Origin of the sequence: Pseudonocardia xinjiangensis (genome assembly GCF_012911925.1) — a bacterium.
GTDB lineage: Bacteria > Actinomycetota > Actinomycetes > Mycobacteriales > Pseudonocardiaceae > Pseudonocardia > Pseudonocardia xinjiangensis.
In genome coordinates this window covers 17,038-38,141 of the sequence record NZ_JAAXKY010000019.1, presented here as the reverse complement: position 1 = coordinate 38,141, position 21,104 = coordinate 17,038, and the positions used below count along the sequence as shown (strand labels likewise).

The following is a 21,104-nucleotide window of genomic DNA, read 5'->3' as shown; positions in this document are numbered from 1 at the left end:
TCGATCTCCCAGATTCACCCTGACCCGAATGGGTGGTCTGCCACAAACACTGTCACGCCGAAGGCCTCCCCGACGCTGTACTTATGACTAGGAGGTGATCCGGTGCCGGAGAACTCAACTTCCGACGAAGCGACGCTGGTCGCTGCGGCGGAGAAGCTTACGCAGTGCGACGGTTATGTTGTGCTCGCCGTCGACCCTCAGACCGGAGAGGTTGATGCCCACGGACCGTTCGACGGCCTGACGGCAACAGTCAAGGCCGATCAACTGCGCCGCGATTTCGATCGCGGTGGCCTGGAGGACGTCACTGTCGGCGTCGTCCGTCTGCACAGCTCCACCTGACCACCCGCTACGGGACGCTCCCCCCAACCACTCGCGGTCGCCCGCTGCGCCCATCGGCGCGGCGGGCGGCGCGCTGTTCAGGATCGAGCAGTGCGGCCGGCGCCCTCCGGGGTGATCGCGCCGGGAGGCCGGACGGCAGCGGCGACGACCCTCGATCGCGGGCCTGCGGCCCTTACACTCAGCGCCGTGACAACGATCGTCCCCGCTCCGCGGCCCGACGCGCGCAACGCAGGCCGAGCGCCTGTCGACACCCGCGACGGCGTTGCCGGTCCGGGGTTCGGCGACGTCGGTCGTGACGAGGCCTCCCTGCGCCGCTTCCTGCACGGGCTGCCGGGTGTCGACCAGGTCGGGCTCGAACGCCGGTCGGCGGTGCTGGCCACGCGGAGCATCAAGCGGGAGTCGAAGCTCCAGGCCCTCGACATGGCCATCTCCATGATCGACCTCACCACGCTGGAGGGGTCCGACACGCCGGGCAAGGTGCGGTCGCTGTGCGCGCAGGCCCGCCGCCCCGATCCCGACCACCCGCAGGTTCCCCCCGTGGCCGCCGTCTGTGTCTATCCGGACCTGGCCGGGATCGCCGTCGAGGCGCTGCGCGGCTCGGGGGTGGCGGTGGCCGCCGTCGCCACCGCGTTCCCGTCCGGGCGCTCGTCGCGGGCGGTCAAGCTGGCCGACACCGCGCTCGCCGTCGAGGCCGGGGCCTCCGAGATCGACATGGTGATCGACCGCGGCGCTTTTCTCACCGGCCGCTACGGCGCCGTGTACGACGAGATCGCCGCGGTGAAGCAGGCCTGCGGCAGCGCGCACCTCAAGGTGATCCTCGAGACCGGGGAGCTCGCCGGCTACGACGACGTGCGTCGCGCGTCCTGGCTCGCCCTGCTCGCGGGCGCCGACGTCATCAAGACCTCCACGGGCAAGATCTCCCCGGCGGCGACGCTGCCCGTGGTGCAGTTGATGCTGCAGGCCGTACGGGACTGGCACCGCGCCACCGGCGAGCTGCGGGGTGTGAAGGCCGCGGGCGGCATCCGCACCGCGAAGGACGCGATCCGCCACCTCGTGGCGGTCAACGAGATCGCCGGGCCGGCGTGGCTCACCCCGCAGCTCTTCCGGTTCGGCGCGTCGTCCCTGCTCGGCGACCTGCTGCGGCAGCGCCGCACCCAGCAGGGCGGGCACTACGAGAGCACCGACCGGATCGGGAACGCCTGATGGACTGGACCTACGCCCCCGCCCCCGAGTCCGCGGCGCTCGCGAACCTCCAGCCGGCCTACCGGCCGTTCCTCGACGGGCAGTTCGTCGACGGCGGCGGCGAGCCGTTGAAGACCACCAACCCGGCCACGGAGGAGGTGCTCGCCGAGGTCGGCACGGCGGGCCCGGCCGACGTCGACCGGGCCGTGGCGGCCGCCCGCCGCGCGTACACCGAGGTCTGGGGCCCGATGCCCGGGGCCGAACGGGCCAAGTACCTGTTCCGGATCGCGCGGGTGGTCGCCGAGCGCTCCCGCGAGCTGGCCGTGCTGGAGACGCTGGACAACGGGAAGCCGATCCGCGAGTCGCGCGACATCGACGTGCCCACGGCCTCGGCGCACCTGTTCCACCACGCCGGCTGGGCCGACAAGCTCGGCTACGCGGGGCTGGGCCCCGACCCCCGGCCGCTCGGTGTGGTGGGTGCCGTCATCCCGTGGAACTTCCCGCTGCTCATGGCCGTCTGGAAGATCGCTCCGGCGCTGGCCTGCGGCAACACGATCGTCCTCAAGCCGGCGGAGACCACGCCGCTCACCGCGCTCGTGCTGGCCGGGATCGCCGCCGATGCCGGGCTGCCGCCCGGCGTGCTCAACGTCCTCCCCGGCGCCGGTGACGTGGGCGCAGCCCTCGTCGGGCACCAGGGGCTGGACAAGGTGGCCTTCACCGGCTCCACCGAGGTCGGCAAGGAGATCCAGCGGCGCCTCGGCGGCACCGGCAGGCGGCTCACCCTGGAGCTCGGCGGCAAGGCCGCCAACATCGTCTACGACGACGCGCCGCTCGACCAGGCCGTCGACGGCGTCGTCGACGGGATCTTCTTCAACCAGGGCCACGTGTGCTGCGCGGGGTCGCGGCTGCTGGTGCAGGAGTCGATCGCGGAGGAGTTCGAGACGCTCCTGCGCGCCCGGATCGAGACGCTGCGCGTGGGCGACCCGCTCGACAAGAACACCGACGTCGGCGCCATCAACTCGCGCGCCCAGCTGGACCGGATCGTCGACCTCGCCGCCGCGGGCGACGCCGAGGGGGCGCAGCGCTGGACCAGCTCGTGCGCGTTGCCCGAGCGCGGCCTCTTCTTCCCGCCCACCGTCTTCTCCGGCGTGGAGCAGACGATGCGGGTGGCGCGGGAGGAGATCTTCGGACCGGTCCTGTCGGTGCTCACGTTCCGCACCCCCGACGAGGCCGTCGCCAAGGCCAACAACACCCCGTACGGCCTCTCCGCGGGCGTCTGGACCGAGAAGGGCGCCAAGGCGCTCTGGACCGCGCAGCGCGTGCGCGCCGGCGTGGTCTGGGCCAACACCTTCAACCGCTTCGACCCGACGGCGCCCTTCGGCGGCTACCGCGAGTCCGGCTTCGGCCGGGAAGGCGGCCGGATCGGCCTGGAGGCCTACCTCGACGCCTGACCTCCGGGCCGCCACGGCCGTCAGGTACGGGTCGCGGTGATCAGGAGCGCCGGTCACGTGACGGATTCGGTGGGCCCCTCCTCGCTCCTAGCGTCGCTCGCACCAGCAGCGACGAGGGGAAGGAGCCCACCATGACCGACGCGCGACTGCGTCTGGTGGTGATCATCGGGAGCACGCGGGAGGGCCGGTTCGGGTCCACGGTGGCCGACTGGTTCGTCGGGGAGGCGAAGCAGCACGCCGACATGGACGTCGACGTGCTCGACCTCGCCGACGCCGCACTGCCGGACCGGCTGACCGGCTACGGGCAGCCGGCGCCGCCACAGGTGGCGGCCGTGGCGCCGCGCCTGGCGGCCGCGGACGCGTTCGTGGTGGTCACGCCCGAGTACAACCACAGCTATCCCGCGCCACTGAAGACGCTCGTCGACTGGTACGGGCCGGAGTGGCAGGCAAAGCCGGTGGCGTTCGTGTCCTACGGCGGGATGTCGGGCGGCCTGCGTGCGGTGGAGCACCTGCGGCCGGTGTTCGCCGAGGTGCACGCGACCACGGTGCGCGACACCGTGAGCTTCCACGGCGCGTGGGCCCGGTTCGGCGACGAGGGCCGCCCGTTCGAGGAGGCGGAGTGCTCGGCGGCAGCGAAGACCCTGCTCGACCAGCTCGCCTGGTGGGCCGTGGCCCTGCGCGACGCCCGTGCCGCGCGCCCGTACGTCACCGGGTGATCGTCTTGACCTCGAGTGAGCTTCAACTCCTAGCGTCGGAGTCCGATCTGTCCAGGAGGGACGACGATGGCCACGAGAGCGGTAGAACCCGGGCGGACGAGCTGGCCGCCGGTGGTGGCGCTCGGTCTCGCGATGCTGATGGTCACCTCCGAGATGACGATCCCCGCGGTGACCCTCCCCGGCATCGGCGCCGAACTGGGGGTGTCCGCGGCGGCGACGGCGTGGGTGCTGCTGGCCTATGCGCTGCCGTCGGCGGCCGTGTCCGTCCCGGCCGGGCGCTGGGCCGACGGCGCGGACGTCCGCGCGGTCTTCGCCCTGGCCATGATCGGCCTCGGACTGGCGAGCGCGCTGGTGGCGTTCGCCCCGACGTTCCCGCTGGTCGTCGCCGGCCGCCTGCTGCAGGGGATCGCCGGTGCGCTGGTGGTGGCCGCGTACATGCCGATCATCAGCGGCAGCGTGCGCCCGGAGCAGCGGGGCCGGGCGATCGGGTTCGTGATCACGATCATGACGATCGGCGCCACGGTGGGCATGCCCGTCGGCGGGTTGGTGGCCGAGGTGTTCACCTGGCGCGAGGTCTTCCTGATGAAGATCCCGCTGGTGGCCGTCGTGCTGTGGGTGGGCCTGCGCACCATCCCGCGCACCCCGGACCGCGGGCTGCCCCGGCCGAGCGGCGAACTCGTGCGCGAGGCGCTGCTGCTCGGGGGCGCGGTGGCGGCACTGCTGCTCGCGCTCGACGAGGTGGACGGGCAGCCGCTCGTCGCCGCCGCGCTCGGGGTGGCGGCGATCGGCCTCGGGCTGTGGTGGACCCGGCTGACGGCGTCGGGACCGGTGATCGCGCTGGTGCGCGGGCGCTCGTTCGCGGCAACGCTGCTCGCGCTGTTCACGACCACCTTCACCGGCGGCCTGATCGCGTTCCTGCTCCCGTACTTCGTGGCCGATGTGCTGGGCGACGGCCCCGACGTCACCGGTGTGGCGCTGCTGTTCGTGGTCGGGGCGATGGCACCGATCTCCCCACTCGCGGGGCTGCTGTCCGACCGTTACGGGACGAGGGCGGTCGCGATCGTCGGGAGCGCGGTGACGGTGGTCGCGATGCTCTCCATGCTCACGCTGGACGCCGGTTCCGGGCTGGTGGACCTGGCCTGGCGGCTGGTCCTGCTCGGGGTGGGGTCCGGGCTGTTCAACCCGGCGATCAACACCGCGCTGCTGGTCGGCACGCCGTCCGGGTCGGAGGGGGTGGCCGGGGGCGTCGGCATGACGGTCCGCACGATCGCGATGACGGTCGCCCCGGCGGTGACCGCGCTGGCCTGGACCGTGGCCGGGGGCGGTGCGGGGGGCTTCCGCGCCGGCGTCGTCGTGATCACCGCGGCGGTGGGCGTCGGGCTCATCGTGCTGCTGGCGCCGGCCTCGCCGGGAGCCACCCGGGCCGCGGCGGAGGGGGCCCGATGAAGAACGTGGCCCGGGCGCCGGTCCAACCCGCCCTCCCCGGCCGGGCCACCGAGACCGCGGTCGTGCAGCGCCTGCTCGACACCGCCCGCGCGGGCCGCAGCGCCGCGCTGGTGGTCGGTGGTGAGGCCGGGATCGGGAAGTCGACCCTGCTCCGGCACGCCGCCGCGGCCGCGCCGGACATGTTGGTGCTGACCAGGACGGGCGTCGAGACCGAGACGGAGCTGCCCTTCGCCGCCCTGCACCTGCTGCTGAAGGACACCGTGGCGGGGGTCGACGAGCTGCCCGGGGCCCAGGCGGACGCGCTGCGCGCGGCGCTCGGGCTGGCGACGGCCGAACGCGCGCCCGACCGGTTCCTGGTCGGGCTCGCAGTGCTGACGCTGCTCGCCGAGCTGGCGGCGCAGCGGCCGGTGCTGTGCCTGCTCGACGACGCCCACTGGTTCGACCGGGCCTCGGCGCAGGTGCTGCTGTTCGTCGCGCGCCGGCTCGACGCCGAGGCCGTGGTGATGATCTTCGCGGCGCGCACGGGGCACGCCCCCGCGTTCCCGGCCCCGGGACTGGCGGAGCTCACCCTGCCCCGGCTGGACGAGACGACAGCCCGCCACGTCCTGGACTCCGGGGCCGGTGACCTTCCCCGGCACATCCGGGAACAGCTGCTGCGGGATGCGGCAGGCAACCCGCTCGCCCTGCACGAGCTGCCTGCGGCGCACCGCGCGGGCCGCGCACCGGTCTACCCGCTCGGTCCGCCCGAGGCCGGGCGCGGTGGGTCGGCGCCGACGCACAGCCCGGTGGAGCGGGAGTTCGCCGCCCGGATCGCGGCACTGCCCGACAGCGTCCGCACCGTGCTGCTCGTGGCGGCGGCGGACAACACCTGCGACACCGGTGTGGTGCTCGCGGCCGCGCAGCGCCTCGGCAGTTCCGTGGCCGACCTGGAGGCGGCGGAACGCGCGCGCCTGCTGATGTTCCAGGAGGGGTGCCTCGGTTTCTGGCATCCGCTGATCCGCACGGCCGCCTACGGCAGCGCCACCGTGGTCCGCAAACAGGAGGCCCACCGCGCGCTCGCCGACGTCCTCGACGGGCGTCCCGACGTCGACCGCCGCAACTGGCACCGGGCCGCTGCGAGCATCGGACCCGACGAGGACGTCGCCGCCGCGCTCGAGGAGAGCGCGCGCGGCGCCGCGGACCGGGGCAGCAACGAGGGGGCGGCGGCCGCGTACGAACGCGCCGGTTCGCTCAGCCCCGACCCCGCCCGGCGGACCGGCCGGCTGACCGCGGCAGCGGAGGCCGCGGCGGACGCCGGTCACCGAGAGTGGGCGGCCACCCTCGCGGTCGACGCCGCGCGGCCCGTGGCCGACCGGGTGCAGCTCGCGCGGCTCGCCCTGATCCACGCCCGGCTCGCCGACGAGGTCAACCGGCCGGAGGAGACCCACCGGCTGCTGATGGAGGCCGTGGTGCCGACGGCGGCCGTCGCGCCCGGGCTGGCCGACGAGATGCTCCTGTGGGCCGTCGAGGCGGGGTGGTCGGCGCGGGACCGCGGCATGGTCGAGCAGGTCATGGCCGCCGCCGACCGCCTCGGCGACGCGCGGTACGTCCGTGCGCTGTCGGCGGTGGCGCTCGCCCAGCTCCCCGGCTCCGACGACACCGCGCTGCCCGGAGCGGTCGCCGGCCTGCGCGAGATGGCGGTCTGCCACGACTCGGGGTCGCCGCGGGTCGGCGCCACCCTCGCCGCCTGGCACCTCGCACTCGGCGACCACGTCACCGCCCACGAGCTCGCCGCCTCCGCCGAGCGCGACTGCCGTACCCGCGGCGCCCACGGCGTGCTGCCCCGGGTGCTGGCCGTGCTGGCCGCGGGCCGGTGGCACCTGGGCCACCGCCACGACGCGGCAGCCGCAGCCGCCGAGGGGCTGCAGCTCGCCCGGGACGCGGGCCACGAGCAGGCACTCGGTGAGCTCGCGGCCGTGGCGGCGCAGCTGGCGGCCGTCGAGGGCGATGAGGTGCGCCTGGTGGCCGTCCTCGCCGAGCTCGACGGGCGACGGAAGCCGCGGGGCTTCTCCGAGGCGGCGGCGGCCGCGCGCAGCCTCCTGGACGTGGGGCTGGGCCGGTTCGAGACCGCCGCCGACCGGCTCACCGAGCTCGTCGCGCACCCCAGCCGCCGTCAGTCGCTGCCCGACCTCGTGGAGGCGGCGACCCGCGCAGGGCGCCCGGAGCTCGCCCGCGACGCCGCCGCGCGCTTCGAACGATGGGCCGGCCACGTCGGGCAGGACTGGGCACGGGCGGTTGCGCTGCGCTGCCGGGCGCTCGTCGACGGCGGAGACCGGGCCGAACACCTCTTCGCCGAGGCCGTGGCGCACCACCGGCTCGACGGGGCACGGCCCTTCGAGCGAGCCCGCACGGAGCTTCTCCACGGGGAGCTGCTGCGCCGGGGCAGGCGCCGCGCACACGCCCGGGCACCGTTGCGGTCGGCGCTGGAGACGTTCGAAGAGCTCGGCGCCCGCCCCTGGGCCGAGCGCGCGCGGGCCGAGCTGCGGGCCACCGGGGAGAGCCGGGCCGACGCGCAGCCGGGTCCCGACCTGCTCACGGAGCTCACCCCGCAGGAGCTGCAGGTCGTCCGGCTCGCCGCGGCCGGGCTCAGCAACCGCGACATCGGGGCGCAGCTGTTCCTCAGCCCGCGCACGGTGGGCTACCACCTGTACAAGGCGTTCCCGAAGCTCGGCGTCACCTCCCGCGCGCAGCTCGTCCGGCTCGACCTGCCCGCGTGAGCCTGCGCCGCCCTGTCGATCGTCAGGTACCCGACCCTGACGAAGGACAGAGGCAGCACGACGCTTTCGACGAAGGCGATCGACCGGCCCGATAAATAGCGTTCTCGCCGTGACGAATGCACCGGTGGAGCCGATTCCGGACGGTACGGGAATTCCGGATGTACCCGATGTCAGCGCGGAATGGTATCGGCGCACCGTCGAATCAGCGGCGGCGAGCCCCGAGGCGATACACGTATTCGTCGAGGTCGCCACCGACGCGGTCGCGGTCGTGCTCGCCGCGATGCTCGTCGCGGCGTGGTGGCGCGCGCGGACCGGACCACCACTGCTGATGGCACGAGTGCTGCTGGTGCCGGCGGTGACGGTGGTGGCGTACCTGCTGAGCGAGACAGCGAAGGAGCTGTGGCAGGAGGAACGTCCGTGCCGGACGCTCGGTGACCTGGCCACGATCGCGGCGTGCCCCGAGTACGGCGACTGGTCCTTTCCCAGCAATCACGCGACGGTCGCGGCAGCGGCCGCCGTCGCTCTCGCCTGGGCAGGCGGGCGCCTCGCTTTCCTCGCCGTCGGGGTGGCATTGTTCGCCGCGGCCTCACGGGTCGTCGTCGGTGTGCACTATCCGCATGATGTGATCGCCGGTTTCCTCCTGGGCGCAGTGGTGGCCCTCGTCCTCCCGGTACCGGCACGTCTGCTGGCGCCGGTGATCACCCAGGCCCGGAACCGGGCCGCGGTGGGGTGGCTGGTGGGCGATGCGGGAGCGGGAGATGCGCCGACGGTTCGCCTTCGTCGCCCCACGCGCCTGAGACGGCATCCGCGAAACTGATGGGCGTGCGCGCACTCGCCCTCTGGACGATCACGGCAGTTCCGGTGCTCGTGGCCACGGTCGGACCGTGGGACGGCCGGCTCTCGGCAGCCGAGGCCCTCGCCGGGCTCGCCGTCCTCGGCGCCGCCACGGCTCTCGTGCACCGCCTGCCGGTGGCCGCGCTCGTGCTGGTGATGGCGGCGTGGCAGGTCACCTTCCTGTCGCGGGACGAGCTGAACAGCACGCTCGGGGTGATCGCGTTCGCGGGAGGCCTGGTAGCGGTCAGCTTCGTGGCAGGCCGGAACGCAACCGCGGGTACGGCGGGCGCGGTGGTGCTGTCGGCGGCCACCGCCGCCGGCGCTGCGGCTGCTCTGGGCCTCGGTGGCGGGGGCGACACCACCATCGCGACGGTCGCCGCGGTGGCGGTGCTCGCCGTTGTGCCCTGGACGATCGGCCGGTACCGCCGCCAGTACACCCGGATGGTCCAGGCCGGCTGGGAGCACGCGGAACGGGTGGAGCGGGAACTCGGGCTGGCCGAGGACAGGGCCAGGACCCGCGAACGGGCTTGGCTAGCCGGTGAGATGCACGACCTGATCGGCCACGAACTGGCGCACGCCGCACTGCGCATCGGGGCGCTCGAAGTGGATCCCGGGCTCGACCCGGCGCATCGATCGGCGGCCGGTGGTGCCCGCGCGGCCGTGACGACCGCCGCCGAACGGCTGGCCGACGCCGTGCGCGTGTTGCGCCCGGACCAGGGCAGCACCGACCGTCCCGGCGAGTCCGTGGCTGAGCTCGTGGCCCGGAGCCGGACGTCGGGGCTCGACGTGGACCTGGTCGCGGACCCACCCCGCGACCACGACCCCGTCATCGCACGGACGATCCACCGCGTGGTCGCCGAAGCCCTCACCAACGTCGTCAAGCACGCCCCGGGAGCGGCCGTGACCGTCCGGATCGAGGAAACCGGCGAGGGCAGCGTCGTGCGGGTGGCCAACGCGGCGGCGGCCCAGCCGTCCGGACGCGGGGTCACCGGCGGGTACGGGCTGCTCGGACTCGCGGAACGGGTGCGGCTCGTCGGGGGGCGGTTCGACGCCGGGCAGCGCGTCGACGGCGGGTACGAGGTCACGGCGCACGTCCCCCACCGGCCATCGGCGCCCGCGGGGCCGGCCACGACGACCGGCCTGCACCGCAGACAGGCCGAGTTGCAGGTCCGGCGCAGCGGGCGCCGGACGGTTTACGTCACCGCCGGGGTGTCGGTCGGCGTCGTGGCCTGCGTGGTGGCCTACATGGTCGTCGACGCGGCCACGTCCGTGCTCCAGCCCGCCGACTACGCAGGGCTCATGATCGGGCAGGACGAGCCGTCCGTCGCCCCGCTGCTGCCCGCCGAGACGCGGGTCGACCAGCCCGACGGCGTGCCGCCGACACCTGCCGGCTCGGCCTGCCGCCACTACAGCACCCACCCCAACCCGTTCGACGAACGCGGTAGCGACCTGTACCGGCTCTGCTTCCGGGACGGCCGGCTGGTGAGCAAGGACGAGCTGGTCCGGGGCGAGCGATGACGGGCCAGGATGGCGGCACGATCCGCGTGGTGCTCGCGGACGACGAGGCCGTCGTACGCGTCGGGGTGCGTGCCGTGCTCGCCGCCGCGCCGGAGGTCGAGGTCGTCGCCGAGGCGCAGGACGGGCGCGAGGCGGTGGACCTGGTGCTGGCGCATCGCCCGGACGTCGCCGTGCTGGACATCCGGATGCCGCGGCTGAACGGGCTCGAGGCCGCGGCGGAGATCCGCCGGCTGACCGTCGGCACCGAGGTGCTGGTGCTGACCACCTTCGCCGAGGACGCCTACATCTCCCGAGCGCTCGGAGAGGGCGCGGGAGGCTTCGTGCTCAAGACGGGCGACCCCACCGAGATCATCGCGGGGGTGCGTGCCGTCGCCTTCGGCGCGGCCTACCTCTCGCCCTCCGTCGCCCGGCGGGTGATCGACCACCTCGCCGCCACCGGGTCGCACCTCGGCGCCGCGCAGCAGCTCGACGGGCTGACCAACCGCGAACGGGAGGTGCTCGGGCTCCTCGGATCCGGGCTGTCCAACGCCGAGATCGCCGAGCACATCCACGTGGTCGAAGGCACCGTGAAGGTCTACGTGAGCGGGATCTTCCGCCGGCTCGGGGTCCGCAACCGGGTCGAGGCGGCCATCCTGGCCCACGAGGCAGGCCTCATCCCACGCAAGGCGCGCTGAGAACGGGCGACTCGCGCGAGGGAAACGGGCGACTCGCGTGCGCGGAACGGGCGACTCGCGGGGGGTGATCGGGGTGTCCCGGTCGTAGGCTCATGCGCCATGAGCCAGCCCGCGCCCGTCGACGGCCGCCTCGGTGTCGCCAAGACCTACAAGCTCTACGTCGGCGGCGCGTTCCCGCGGTCGGAGTCCGGCCGCAGCTACCCCGTCCGTGACGCGCAGGGGACGCTCCTCGCACACGCCGCGCTCGCGTCCCGCAAGGACGTCCGCGACGCGGTGAGTGCCGCCCGTTCCGCGTTCGGCGGCTGGTCGGGCGCCACCGCGTACAACCGCGGGCAGGTGCTCTACCGCGTCGCCGAGATGCTGCAGGGCCGTCACGACCGGTTCGTCGACGTCGTGGCCGAGGCCGAGGGAGTGCCGCGCGAGCGGGCGACGGCGCTGGTGGACGCGTCGATCGACCGCTGGGTCTGGTACGCCGGGTGGACCGACAAGCTCTCCGGTGTGCTCGGCTCGGTCAACCAGGTGGCCGGTCCGCTCGTCAACTGGTCCACCCCCGAGCCGACCGGCGTCGTCGGCGTGCTCGCGCCGCAGTCGTCGGCCCTGCTCGGGCTCGTCGACGTGCTCGCCCCGGTGCTCGCCACCGGGTGCACCGCCGTGGTCGTGGCGTCGGAGAACCGGCCGTTGCCCGCGATCGAGCTCGCCGAGGTGTTCGCCACCTCCGACGTTCCCGGCGGGGTCGCCAACCTGCTCACCGGCCACGTCGCCGAGCTGGCGCCGTGGCTCGCCGCCCACGCCGAGGTGCAGGCGCTCGACCTGGCAGGCGCCCCCGCGGAGCTGACCACCGAGCTGGAACGGGCCGCGGCCGACACCGTCAAACGGGTCCTTCCCCGGCCCGCCACCGAGCCCGATCCGATGCGTCCGCCCGGCATCGCCCGGCTGCGGGCCTTCACCGAGATCAAGACGGTCTGGCACCCGGTCGGGCGCTGACCAGCCAGCGGCCTACCCTTTCGTCGTGGCCAGCGACATCGTCCCGATCCAGCTCTCCCTCACCGAGGGGGACCTCGTCACCCTGTGGGCCCCGCGGTGGCGCGAGGACGGCGAGGAGTGGGAGGCGTTCCTCGGCGACGACGAAGCGCTCTTCGCGTTTCCTGAGGTCGCCCAGCTCGCCGCGTTCGTCCGCACCGCGGCCGAACACGACCTGGTGGACCACCCGGCGTGGTCGGTGGTGCCGGACCTGACCGTCGCCGAGCTGACGCCGGAGGAGACGCAGCGCTACGACATCGTCGGGGTGCCCGAGCTCGTGGCCGAGGACCCCGACACCTGGACGATCAGCGAGCTCGCCGAGATCACCGACATGGTGCGGTCGATCGCCGACGTCTGCGAGCTGGACGTCGTCACCGAGGTCGTCGACTCGGCGCCCGCCTTCGCCCTGCTGCGCCAGGGCACCCTGCCGTTCGTCGGACGCGAGGGCGCACGGCTGTGGACGCAGATGGTCGACACGGTCGCTGAACGCTGGGACGAGGTCATCGACGCGCTCGACGACCTCGTCGACACCCCGGACGTCGACGCGGCGGCCCTCGCCGCGGCGGAGAAGGAGGTCGTGGTCGTCGACGAGGTCGACGAGCCCGTCCTCGCCACCGTCGGCGACGACCGGGACGAGAGCGAGGACGACGAGCCCGCCGGCTTCTGGGAGGAGATCGGCATCGACCCGGTCCGCATCACCACCCGCGACGGCGAGTACGTCACCCTGCGCTGCTACCTCGACGACGCCCCGGTCTTCCTCGGCTCGAACGGCAAGATCGACGTCTTCACCACCGAGCGCGCCCTCGCCCGCTGGCTCGGCGAGGACGGCGCCGACGGGCACGACCTCGTCGCCGCCTCCACGTGGTCGGAGGTCGTAGAGCGGGCGGCCGTCGGCGAGCTGGAGGTGGAGGTCGACGAGCTGAACTCCTACACCCTCACCGGGCTCGACGACGACATCGCCGAGGGCACCCTCACCGTCGACCCGTCCCAGCTGGAGCTGGCTGTGGAGCTGCTGCTGGACGTGGGCGAGTGGGCAGGCGACGACGACGCCCGCGAGGCGCTCGCCGAGTCGCAGGCCCTGGGGTGGCTGGTCTCGTTCGTGATCAAGCCCGACCCCACCCGGCTCGCGCCCAGCCCGCCGTTCGACGCGGAGGCGGCACGGTTCCGCGAGCTGGTCGACGAGCTCACCGCGCGCCTCACCGTGCACTGACGCACCCGGACGGCCGGGCCGTCAGGCCATCAGTGCCGCGTACCCCGGCTTGATCACGTCGTTGATCAGCGCGAGCCGCTCGTCGAAGCCGAGGAAGGCCGACTTCATCGCGTTGACCGTGAACCACTGCAGGTCGGCCCATCCGTAGCCGAACGTGTCGGCGAGCGCCGTCATCTCGCTGGTCATCGACACGTCCGACATCAGCCGGTTGTCGGTGTTGACCGTGACGCGGAACCGGAGCTCGGTGAGCAGGCCGATCGGGTGGTCGGCCAGCGACTTGGCCGCGCCGGTGTGCACGTTGGACGTGGGGCACATCTCCAGCGGAATGCGCTTGTCACGCACGTACGCGGCGAGCAGTCCCAGCCTCGGGGTGCCGTCGGCGCCCAGCATGATGTCGTCGACGATCCGCACGCCGTGGCCCAGCCGGTCGGCGCCGCACCACTGCAACGCCTCCCAGATCGACGGCAGGCCGAACGCCTCCCCGGCGTGGATCGTGAAGTGCGCGTTCTGCTGGCGCAGGTACTCGAACGCGTCGAGGTGGCGGGTGGGAGGGAAACCGGCCTCGGCGCCGGCGATGTCGAAGCCCACCACTCCGAGGTCGCGGTAGCGCACCGCCAGCTCCGCGATCTCCCGTGACCGGGCGGCGTGCCGCATGGCGGTGAGCAGGCAGCCCACGCGGATCCGCCTGCCGCGCCCGGCGGCCCGAGCCGAGCCGACCCGGAAACCCTCCAGCACGGCCTCGACCACGTCGTCGAGCGCGAGACCCTGTTCGACGTGCAGTTCGGGAGCGAACCGCACCTCGGCGTAGACCACGCCGTCGGCGGCCAGGTCCTCGGCGCATTCGGCTGCCACCCGGACCAGCGCGTCGACGCTCTGCATCACCCCGACGGTGTGCCCGAACGTCTCCAGGTAGTGCTCGAGGGAGCCGGAGTGCGAGGCGGCGAGGAACCAGCTGCCCAGCTCATCGGCATCCGTGCTCGGCAGTCCGGCGTAGCCCACGGCGTCGGCGAGCTCGACGACGGTGGCGGGCCGCAGCCCGCCGTCGAGGTGGTCGTGGAGCAGCACCTTCGGTGCGTCCCGGACGGAGTCGATGTTCAGCGGCACGGGCACCCCGCCACGCTAGAACACGGCAACCCGTCCCGGGGTGCCCGATCCGGTACGCGAGCTCCGGGCGGCGGTCACCGGTCGGGAGACGGCCGCCGGACGGCATCCTTCGCCCAGCAGGCCCTCCGTCGGCTCACTTCCCCCTGTCGCCCCTGCCTTCCTTGCCGCCCTTGCCGCCGCCGTGATCCGAGGCGGCGGCCCGGTTCTCCGCTCCTTGGCGGTTCGTGGCACCGCTGTTGTTCCTCGCGCTCCGGTAGCCGTCGTTCCCGTCCCCGGCCGGGGCCCCGCCCGTCACCGGGCGGGGGCGATCGGTATCGGGGTCGGACCGGCCGGCCGGGGGCGTCGAACCGGACCGGTCTTCCCGGAGCCGCCGCGCATCGCTGCCCTCAGCGGCCCGTTCGGCGGTGGCTGCCGGCGAACGGGCCGGGGAGGGACGGGGAGCAGCAGCGGTGAGCGCGACCGCTCCCACCTGCGGAGTCGCCGGTTGGGCTGCGACGAGGGGTGGCACCACGACCGGCGCGGCCGGAGCCGCGGGCGCAGGTGAGGACGGGAGGGCCGGGGAGGACGCACCGCCGGCAGCGGCTCGGGGCGTCGATGGGGTGCCCGTGGCGGTGGTCATGACCAGCGCCCCCGCTGTGAGCACGGCACTCGCGGCAGCCGCAGCAAGCCATCTCGACCGGCGGAGCGGACGTGGTGCCGGGCCCGTCGACCCGGCCACCGTGTCCCCGGCCGAAGCAGTGAGCTGTGCTGCCACGGTCGCTGCGGAGGGCCGCTGGTCCGGATCATCGGCGGTCATCGCACTCAGCAGCGATCGCAGGCCGTCCGGGAGCCCGGCGGGAACCGCGGGCCTCCGGTGCAGCCGGGCGACCGCGGACTCCACCACGTCGCCCGGGTACTCGCGCCTGCCCGTCACCGCCTCGAGCAGGATCAGGCCGAGCGCGTAGACGTCGGCCGGGGGGCCGACCGCCTGGCCCCTGACCTGCTCGGGAGCCATGTACGCCGGCGTGCCGACGACGAACCCGGTCGCGGTCACCCGCGTGGCGTCGATGAGTCGGGATACCCCGAAGTCGGCGAGGTAGGGCCGCTGATCGGCGTCGAGCAGGACGTTGCCGGGCTTCAGGTCGCGGTGCACGATGCCCCGCTCGTGCACGTGCGCCAGTGCGTCCGCCAGGCGTGCCCCCATGGCCGCGGCCGTCCCGACCGGCACCGGCCCGCCGGCGATGCGGTCCGACAGCGTCCCCCCGTCGACCAGCTGCATGACCAGGTAGGCCAGGCCGTTGTCGACGCCCGTGGCGTAGAGCTCGACGAGAGCGGGGTGGCGCAGCTCGCCCAGCGCCGCCGCCTCCACGACGTGGCCCGGGCGGCGCGGGCGGGACACCTGCGGGTCGAACAGCTTCACCGCGACCGACCGTCCGGAGTGCCGATCGACTGCCCGATACACGGTTGCGGCGGCACCGGCACCGAGGACGTCCCCGAGCTCGTAGCGCTCGGCCAGCGCGGGTACGAGGCGGTCCTCGTCGACTTCGGGCACGGGTGATCCTTCCCAGGAGCCGCTCCGCTCAACCCCCCACCGGGCTGACATGCTGATCTCCATGGCCTTCGATGGCGTTGTCGTGCTCGTGACGGGCGGCTCCCGCGGTATCGGCCGGGCTGCCGCCCTCGAGTTCGCCGCGGCGGGCGCCACGGTCGCGATCCAGTACCGCCAGGACCGCGAGGCGGCCGATGAGGTGCTCGTGGCGCTCGGCGGCGGCCCGCACATCGCGCTCCAGGCCGACGTCGCCGACCCCGCGCAGGTGCAGACCCTCGTGCGGTCGGTGGTCGACCGCCTCGGACGGGTCGACGTGCTGGTCAACAACGCCGGCGTCTACACCCGGCACCCCGTGCTGGACACCGACTACGCCACGTGGCAGGAGGCCTGGCGGGAGACCATCGACACCAACCTGGTCGGGCCGGCGAACCTCGTGCACTGCGTGGTGCCCCACATGGTCCGCAACGGGGGCGGGCGGATCGTCAACGTCACCTCCCGGGGCGCCTTCCGCGGCGAGCCGGACCACCCCGCGTACGGGGCGAGCAAGGCCGGGCTCAACAGTTTCAGCCAGTCGCTCGCCCAGGCGCTGGCGCCGCACGGCATCTACGTCACCGCGGTCGCGCCGGGCTTCGTCGAGACCGACATGGCAGCGCCCTACCTGCACGGACCCGGTGGCGACGCGGTCCGGGCGCAGAGCCCGCTCGGGCGGGCCGCCACCCCGGAGGAGATCGCCAGGGTGATCGTGTTCCTCGCCTCGCCGGGCACGGAGTCGGCCGTCGGCGCGATCGTCGACGTCAACGGCGCGTCCTACCTCCGGACCTGACGGCTCGGGCCCCGCCGGTGGCGTGACCTGGCCGCCCACTGGCTCCGGTGGGTGAGCGAAAGCCCTCCATACTGCTCCAATCGGGCGAACCCACTCCGAACGGGGAGCGCCGAGGGAGTGATCAACACGGGTCGCTACCCTCAGTGCGCACGGCACTCCCCGTTGTCCGGCTCAGAGGAAGCTCCCCGCCGCCATGAGCAATGACTCCACACTGTCGTTCGACCGCATGCGCGGCATGCTCATGCGAGCCGCGGAGATCCGCGACAGCGAGCAGCAGCAGATCTTCGACTCGCTCGACGAGATCCACGCCCGCCTCGCCGCACTCGACGCCCTGGGCACGATCCGCAAGCGGATGACCGAGCTGCCCGACCGCACCGAGGTCAGCGTCCTGGCCGAGCGCCTCGACGAGACGGTCGCCAAGCTCGACGCCCAGGACGCCGCGATCGCCGCCGTCATGCGGGCCGTCGAGGCGATACCCGACAAGATCGCCAAGCCGATCGCCCAGCTGGACGGGCGGCTCGACGGCATGGCCGGGCGGCTGGAGGGCGTGTCGGGCCGGATGGACGGGCTCGACGACCGCCTCGGGGGCCTGCACAAGCGCCTCGACGACCTGGACAACCGCCTCGACCGCCACGAGATGCGGCTCGACGCGATGCCGTCGTCGGTCGGCACCCCGATCAAGGAGCGGATCGACGGGATCGAGCGCACCGTCCGCGAGCAGCTCGACAACGCCGTCCGCGCCATGGACGAGTCCGACGAGGGCATGCGCAACCTCCTCGGCGACACCAGCATCGGTCTGCACCGCCGGCTGGAGGACCTGGCCGCCCGCCCCGCCGTCGACCCCACGGAGCCGCTCGACGGGCTCGCAACGCGGCTGGGGTCGCTGGCCGAGCGGCTCGACGCCGTCAGCGCCCGGCTGGACTCCCTCGAGGAGGGACTGTCCGGACGTCTCGGCTCCCTCGGCGGCGAGATCGACCAGAAGCTCGGCAAGCTCGACGCCGCGCTGGTGGCCCGGCCCGACTCGCATTCGGTCCGGACGCTCGTGGAGCAGGCCAACGAGGAGTCCGAGCGGCGCAACGCCGGCCAGCTCGACGAGGCCATGGCCACCTTCGCGGAGCTGATCCTGGGCCGTGGCGCCGCCGTCCAGTCACCTCCCCCGCCGCCCCGCCCCGCCCAGCGCCGGCAGTCGCGCAAGGTCGTCGTGAAGTCCCCCAACGGGGCATCGGTCGGCGACATCGTCAACGACGACCCGGACGACTGACGGCCCACCGCCGGCCCGGCCGCTCCCGCGGCGGGGCGGCCCGGCCCAGTGATCACCGTGAGACTCACGGATTCGCCCCCGCGGGGGCGGATCCGTGGATCTCGGACTGATCAAGCCGAGGCGGCCGGGCTCACCGGGTGCGGATCGTGTCCAGCAGCAGGGTGCCGCGGGCGGCGGGCTCGTCGGAGACCACCAGCCCGTCGGCCAGTGCGGCACGAGCCCCGGGCACCGCGTCGGGGGTGTCGGTGTGCAGCTCCAGCAGCGGCTGCCCGGCCTCGACCTCATCGCCAGGTCCGGCGAGCAGCAGCACCCCGGCCGCGGCCTGCACCGCATCCTCCTTGCGGGCCCGGCCCGCTCCCAGCCGCCATGCCGCCATCCCGACGGCCATGGCGTCCACCCTGCTCAGCACGCCCGAGCGCTCGGCGAGCACCGGTTCCACGTGCGTCGCGGCCGGGAGGGGCGCCGACGGGTCGCCGTCCTGCGCGGCGATCATCTGCTCCCACACCGGGTAGGCGGCGCCGGAGGAGAGCACCTGCGCCGGGTCGACGCCGGTGATGCCGGCCAGTGCCAGCATCTCCCGGGCCAGTGCCACGGTCAGCTCGACCACGTCGGCGGGCCCCCCGCCGCGCAGCACCTCCACGGACTCGGCCACCTCGAGGGCGTTGCCGACGGCGCGCCCGAGCGGCACGGACATGTCGGTGAGGACCGCGGTGGTCGCGAGGCCGTGGGCGCCGCCGATCCGCACCATGGTCTCGGCCAGCTCCCTGGCCAGCGGCTCGGTCTTCATGAAGGCCCCGGACCCGACCTTGACGTCGAGCACGAGACCGCCGGTGCCCTCGGCGATCTTCTTGCTCATGATCGAGCTGGCGATGAGCGGGATCGACTCGACGGTGCCGGTGACGTCGCGCAGCGCGTAGAGCTTGCGGTCGGCGGGGGCGAGCGTCGGGGTGGTCGCGCAGATCACCGCACCCACGTCGGAGAGCTGAGCGGCGATCTCCTCCAGAGACAGCGCCGCGCGCCAGCCCGGGATCGACTCCAGCTTGTCCAGCGTGCCGCCGGTGTGGCCGAGCCCCCGCCCGGACAGCTGCGGCACGGCGGCCCCGCACGCGGCGACGAGGGGGGCCAGCGGGAGCGTGATCTTGTCGCCGACCCCGCCGGTGGAGTGCTTGTCCACCAGCGGGCGGCCGACGTCCGCGAGCGCGAGCACGTCGCCCGAGTCGATCATCGCCTGGGTCCAGCGCGCGATCTCGTCGGCGTCCATGCCGTTCAGCAGGATCGCCATCGCGAGCGCGGCCATCTGCTCGTCGGCGACCTCCCCGCGGGTGTAGGCCGCGAGTACCCAGTCGATCTGGTCGTCGGACAGCCGCCTCCCGTCCCGCTTGGCGGTGATGACGTCGATGGCGTTCGGCAATTCCGTTCCTTCCTCAGATCCCGTTCACGACGCCCAGGCCGGTCCGATGTCGCGGGGGGCGCCCAGCACCCGGTGCCGGCCCGGTGATCGACCCATGACCCGCTTGAACGCGACGCTGAACGCGCTCTCGCTGCCGTAGCCGACCCCCGCTGCGATGGAGGCGACCGTCCGCCCGCTCTCGCGCAGCGCCCGGGCCGCGGTGTGCATGCGCACGCGGAGCACGTAGTCGGCCGGGGAGGCGCCGACGGCCTCCTTGAACCGGAGCGAGAAGGTCGACCGGGACATGCGCGCGATCCCGGCCAGCTCGGGTACCGACCACGGGTAGGCGAGGTCGGCGTGCATCGCGCGCAGCGCGGCACCGATCTGCGGATCGAGCGACGCCCCCAGCCAGCCGCTGGTCGCCGCTCCGCCGGCCTCCGCGTACGCCCGCAGCGCCTGTAGCAGGACCACCGCGGAGAGCCGGTTCAGCATGGCCGCCCGGCCCAGCCGGTCGCCGCCAACCTCCGTGCCGAGCAGGATGATCGTCGCCCGCAGGGCGGCCGCGTCCCCGGACTCCGCAGGGATGTGGACCACCGGCGGCAGGACGCCGAGCAGCAGCGGGGCCGCGTGCACGTCGAACGTGAAGCCGGCGCCCACCAGCGTGGTGTCGTGCCCGGTACCTACGCGCGGATGCGGCCGGCGTGTCCCGTCGGGGTCCCGGTAGACGGCGTTCGCCGGGACGGCCGGGGTCTCCAGGTCGCTGCACAGCCGGTAATGCCGCCTGCCGACCACCAGGTAGCAGTCGCCCTGCTCGGCGCGCAGTGGCTCGTCCCGGCCCTCGGCGGTGACCCAGCAGGCGCCCTCGACCACCGCCTCGCACCGGATGTCCAGCCGCCCGCTGAACGCGACTGCCCAGCGTCCGCCTGCGTGGAGCGGGACCCCCACCATCCCCTCGACGCTCAGCAGCGTCAGCACGTGCTCCAGGGGGTCCACCACAGCTCCGGACGATCACGAAAGGACGACGGACATCGGCAAATGGACCCTACGCGGGCCCCCACCTAGCGTCGGTGAAGGGCGGCCCGGACGGGGCCGTGGTCGACAAACCGAGAACGAGGAGTGGCCCGTGGTCGCCGACGCGGCACATGAACGGACGCTGGTGCTGGTGCACGGCGCATGGCACGGAGCATGGGCCTGGGAGCTGCTCGTCCCCCAGCTCGCGGCCCGGGGCTGGCGTACCTCCACAGTGGACCTGCTCAGCGCCTCCGGCGATCCGGAGGCCGGGATGTACCGCGACGCCGAGGTCATCCGCGAGCACCTCGCCGGCATCGACGGCCCGATCACCGTGCTCGCCCACTCCTACGGTGGCCTGCCGGTCACCGAGGTGGCCGCCACCGTTCCGCGGGTCACGCAGCTCATCTACCTGGCCGCCCACATGCTCGACGTCGGCGAGTACGTCCTCGGGCCGACGGGCGGACCGTGGTTCGACCCGGAGGAGACGCCGCTGCTGCCGGTGCCGGACAGCTCGACGGTGCTCATGTACGCGGACGTGGCCGCCGACGTCGCAGAGGCCGCGGTGGTCCGGCTGCGACCGCAGAGCTCCCTGTCGTTCCTGGAGCCGCTCACGCGAGCGGCCTGGCGCCGGCTCCCCTCGGCGTTCGTCGTCTGCGACGAGGACCGGATCTTCCCCCCGGTGCTGGCGGAGACGCTGCCGCCGAAGGCCGACCTGGTCCGGCACATGCCCACCAGCCACTCGCCGTTCCTGTCCCAGCCCGCCGACCTCGCCGACCTGATCGGTGAGATCAGCGCCGAGCTGGCGGCCCTGCCGGACAAGATCAGCAGCTGAGCGCGACTG

18 protein-coding genes are annotated in these 21,104 nt (G+C 73.8%); 14 read left to right on the top strand and 4 right to left on the bottom strand.

Annotated elements, in window-relative coordinates:
- The first annotated feature begins 102 nt into the window (after nucleotides 1-102).
- The 11 genes from HF577_RS08720 (at nucleotide 103) to HF577_RS08670 (ending at nucleotide 13,146) form a co-directional block, all read left to right on the top strand.
- Nucleotides 103-339 carry a hypothetical protein gene (locus tag HF577_RS08720; RefSeq protein WP_169395244.1) on the top strand — a complete coding sequence of 79 codons (237 nt, stop codon included), beginning with the start codon at nucleotides 103-105 and terminating at the stop codon, nucleotides 337-339.
- A 306-nt stretch (nucleotides 340-645) separates the two neighbouring features.
- Complete coding sequence (gene deoC / locus HF577_RS08715; RefSeq protein WP_211173985.1) at nucleotides 646-1,542, top strand: deoxyribose-phosphate aldolase; 897 nt, start codon at nucleotides 646-648, stop codon at nucleotides 1,540-1,542.
- Nucleotides 1,539-2,972: an aldehyde dehydrogenase family protein gene (locus HF577_RS08710; RefSeq protein ID WP_169395274.1), complete on the top strand. Its 1,434-nt coding sequence runs from the start codon at nucleotides 1,539-1,541 to the stop codon at nucleotides 2,970-2,972. The genes deoC and HF577_RS08710 overlap by 4 nt, the downstream gene beginning before the upstream one ends.
- 131 nt (nucleotides 2,973-3,103) lie before the next feature.
- Nucleotides 3,104-3,688 carry an NADPH-dependent FMN reductase gene (locus tag HF577_RS08705; RefSeq protein WP_169395243.1) on the top strand — a complete coding sequence of 195 codons (585 nt, stop codon included), beginning with the start codon at nucleotides 3,104-3,106 and terminating at the stop codon, nucleotides 3,686-3,688.
- Between the two features lie 66 nt (nucleotides 3,689-3,754).
- Entirely contained in the window at nucleotides 3,755-5,134 is a 1,380-nt protein-coding gene (locus HF577_RS08700; protein WP_169395242.1) for an MFS transporter, read from the top strand.
- Nucleotides 5,131-7,890: a helix-turn-helix transcriptional regulator gene (locus tag HF577_RS08695; RefSeq protein WP_169395241.1), complete on the top strand. Its 2,760-nt coding sequence runs from the start codon at nucleotides 5,131-5,133 to the stop codon at nucleotides 7,888-7,890. Before HF577_RS08700 ends, HF577_RS08695 begins: the two co-directional genes overlap by 4 nt.
- 109 nt (nucleotides 7,891-7,999) lie before the next feature.
- A complete protein-coding gene (locus tag HF577_RS08690; protein ID WP_312859020.1) occupies nucleotides 8,000-8,707 on the top strand; it encodes a phosphatase PAP2 family protein in 708 nt (235 codons plus the stop codon).
- Between the two features lie 5 nt (nucleotides 8,708-8,712).
- Complete coding sequence (locus HF577_RS38030; RefSeq protein WP_169395240.1) at nucleotides 8,713-10,242, top strand: sensor histidine kinase; 1,530 nt, start codon at nucleotides 8,713-8,715, stop codon at nucleotides 10,240-10,242.
- Nucleotides 10,239-10,916, top strand: a complete 678-nt coding sequence (locus HF577_RS08680) for a response regulator (protein ID WP_169395239.1) — start codon at nucleotides 10,239-10,241, stop codon at nucleotides 10,914-10,916. Before HF577_RS38030 ends, HF577_RS08680 begins: the two co-directional genes overlap by 4 nt.
- 99 nt (nucleotides 10,917-11,015) lie before the next feature.
- Nucleotides 11,016-11,900 (top strand): aldehyde dehydrogenase family protein, encoded by an 885-nt coding sequence (locus HF577_RS08675; protein WP_169395238.1) that lies wholly within the window; start codon nucleotides 11,016-11,018, stop codon nucleotides 11,898-11,900.
- Between the two features lie 25 nt (nucleotides 11,901-11,925).
- Entirely contained in the window at nucleotides 11,926-13,146 is a 1,221-nt protein-coding gene (locus HF577_RS08670; RefSeq protein ID WP_169395237.1) for a primosomal protein, read from the top strand.
- A 21-nt stretch (nucleotides 13,147-13,167) separates the two neighbouring features.
- Here the strand turns inward: HF577_RS08670 and HF577_RS08665 are convergent, their stop codons facing one another.
- Both HF577_RS08665 and HF577_RS08660 read right to left on the bottom strand, forming a co-directional pair.
- Complete coding sequence (locus tag HF577_RS08665) at nucleotides 13,168-14,256, bottom strand: adenosine deaminase (RefSeq protein WP_169395236.1); 1,089 nt, start codon at nucleotides 14,254-14,256, stop codon at nucleotides 13,168-13,170.
- Nucleotides 14,257-14,383: 127 nt separating this feature from the next.
- Nucleotides 14,384-15,781, bottom strand: coding sequence for a serine/threonine-protein kinase (locus HF577_RS08660; RefSeq protein ID WP_169395235.1), 1,398 nt, complete (start codon nucleotides 15,779-15,781; stop codon nucleotides 14,384-14,386).
- A 61-nt stretch (nucleotides 15,782-15,842) separates the two neighbouring features.
- Here HF577_RS08660 and HF577_RS08655 point away from each other — a divergent pair, with 61 nt between their 5' ends.
- Both HF577_RS08655 and HF577_RS08650 read left to right on the top strand, forming a co-directional pair.
- A complete protein-coding gene (locus HF577_RS08655) occupies nucleotides 15,843-16,601 on the top strand; it encodes an SDR family NAD(P)-dependent oxidoreductase (protein WP_169395234.1) in 759 nt (252 codons plus the stop codon).
- A gap of 193 nt (nucleotides 16,602-16,794) precedes the next feature.
- Nucleotides 16,795-17,862 (top strand): PA containing protein, encoded by a 1,068-nt coding sequence (locus HF577_RS08650; RefSeq protein WP_169395233.1) that lies wholly within the window; start codon nucleotides 16,795-16,797, stop codon nucleotides 17,860-17,862.
- Nucleotides 17,863-17,992: 130 nt separating this feature from the next.
- Here the strand turns inward: HF577_RS08650 and HF577_RS08645 are convergent, their stop codons facing one another.
- Complete coding sequence (locus tag HF577_RS08645; protein ID WP_169395232.1) at nucleotides 17,993-19,273, bottom strand: thymidine phosphorylase; 1,281 nt, start codon at nucleotides 19,271-19,273, stop codon at nucleotides 17,993-17,995.
- Between the two features lie 24 nt (nucleotides 19,274-19,297).
- Nucleotides 19,298-20,248 (bottom strand): AraC family transcriptional regulator, encoded by a 951-nt coding sequence (locus HF577_RS08640; protein ID WP_169395231.1) that lies wholly within the window; start codon nucleotides 20,246-20,248, stop codon nucleotides 19,298-19,300.
- 127 nt (nucleotides 20,249-20,375) lie between these two features.
- Between HF577_RS08640 and HF577_RS08635 the strand changes: the two genes are divergently transcribed.
- The gene (locus HF577_RS08635) at nucleotides 20,376-21,095 is read left to right on the top strand and encodes an alpha/beta fold hydrolase (RefSeq protein WP_169395230.1); all 720 of its coding nucleotides are present in this window, start codon (nucleotides 20,376-20,378) and stop codon (nucleotides 21,093-21,095) included.
- The last annotated feature ends 9 nt before the right edge of the window (nucleotides 21,096-21,104 follow it).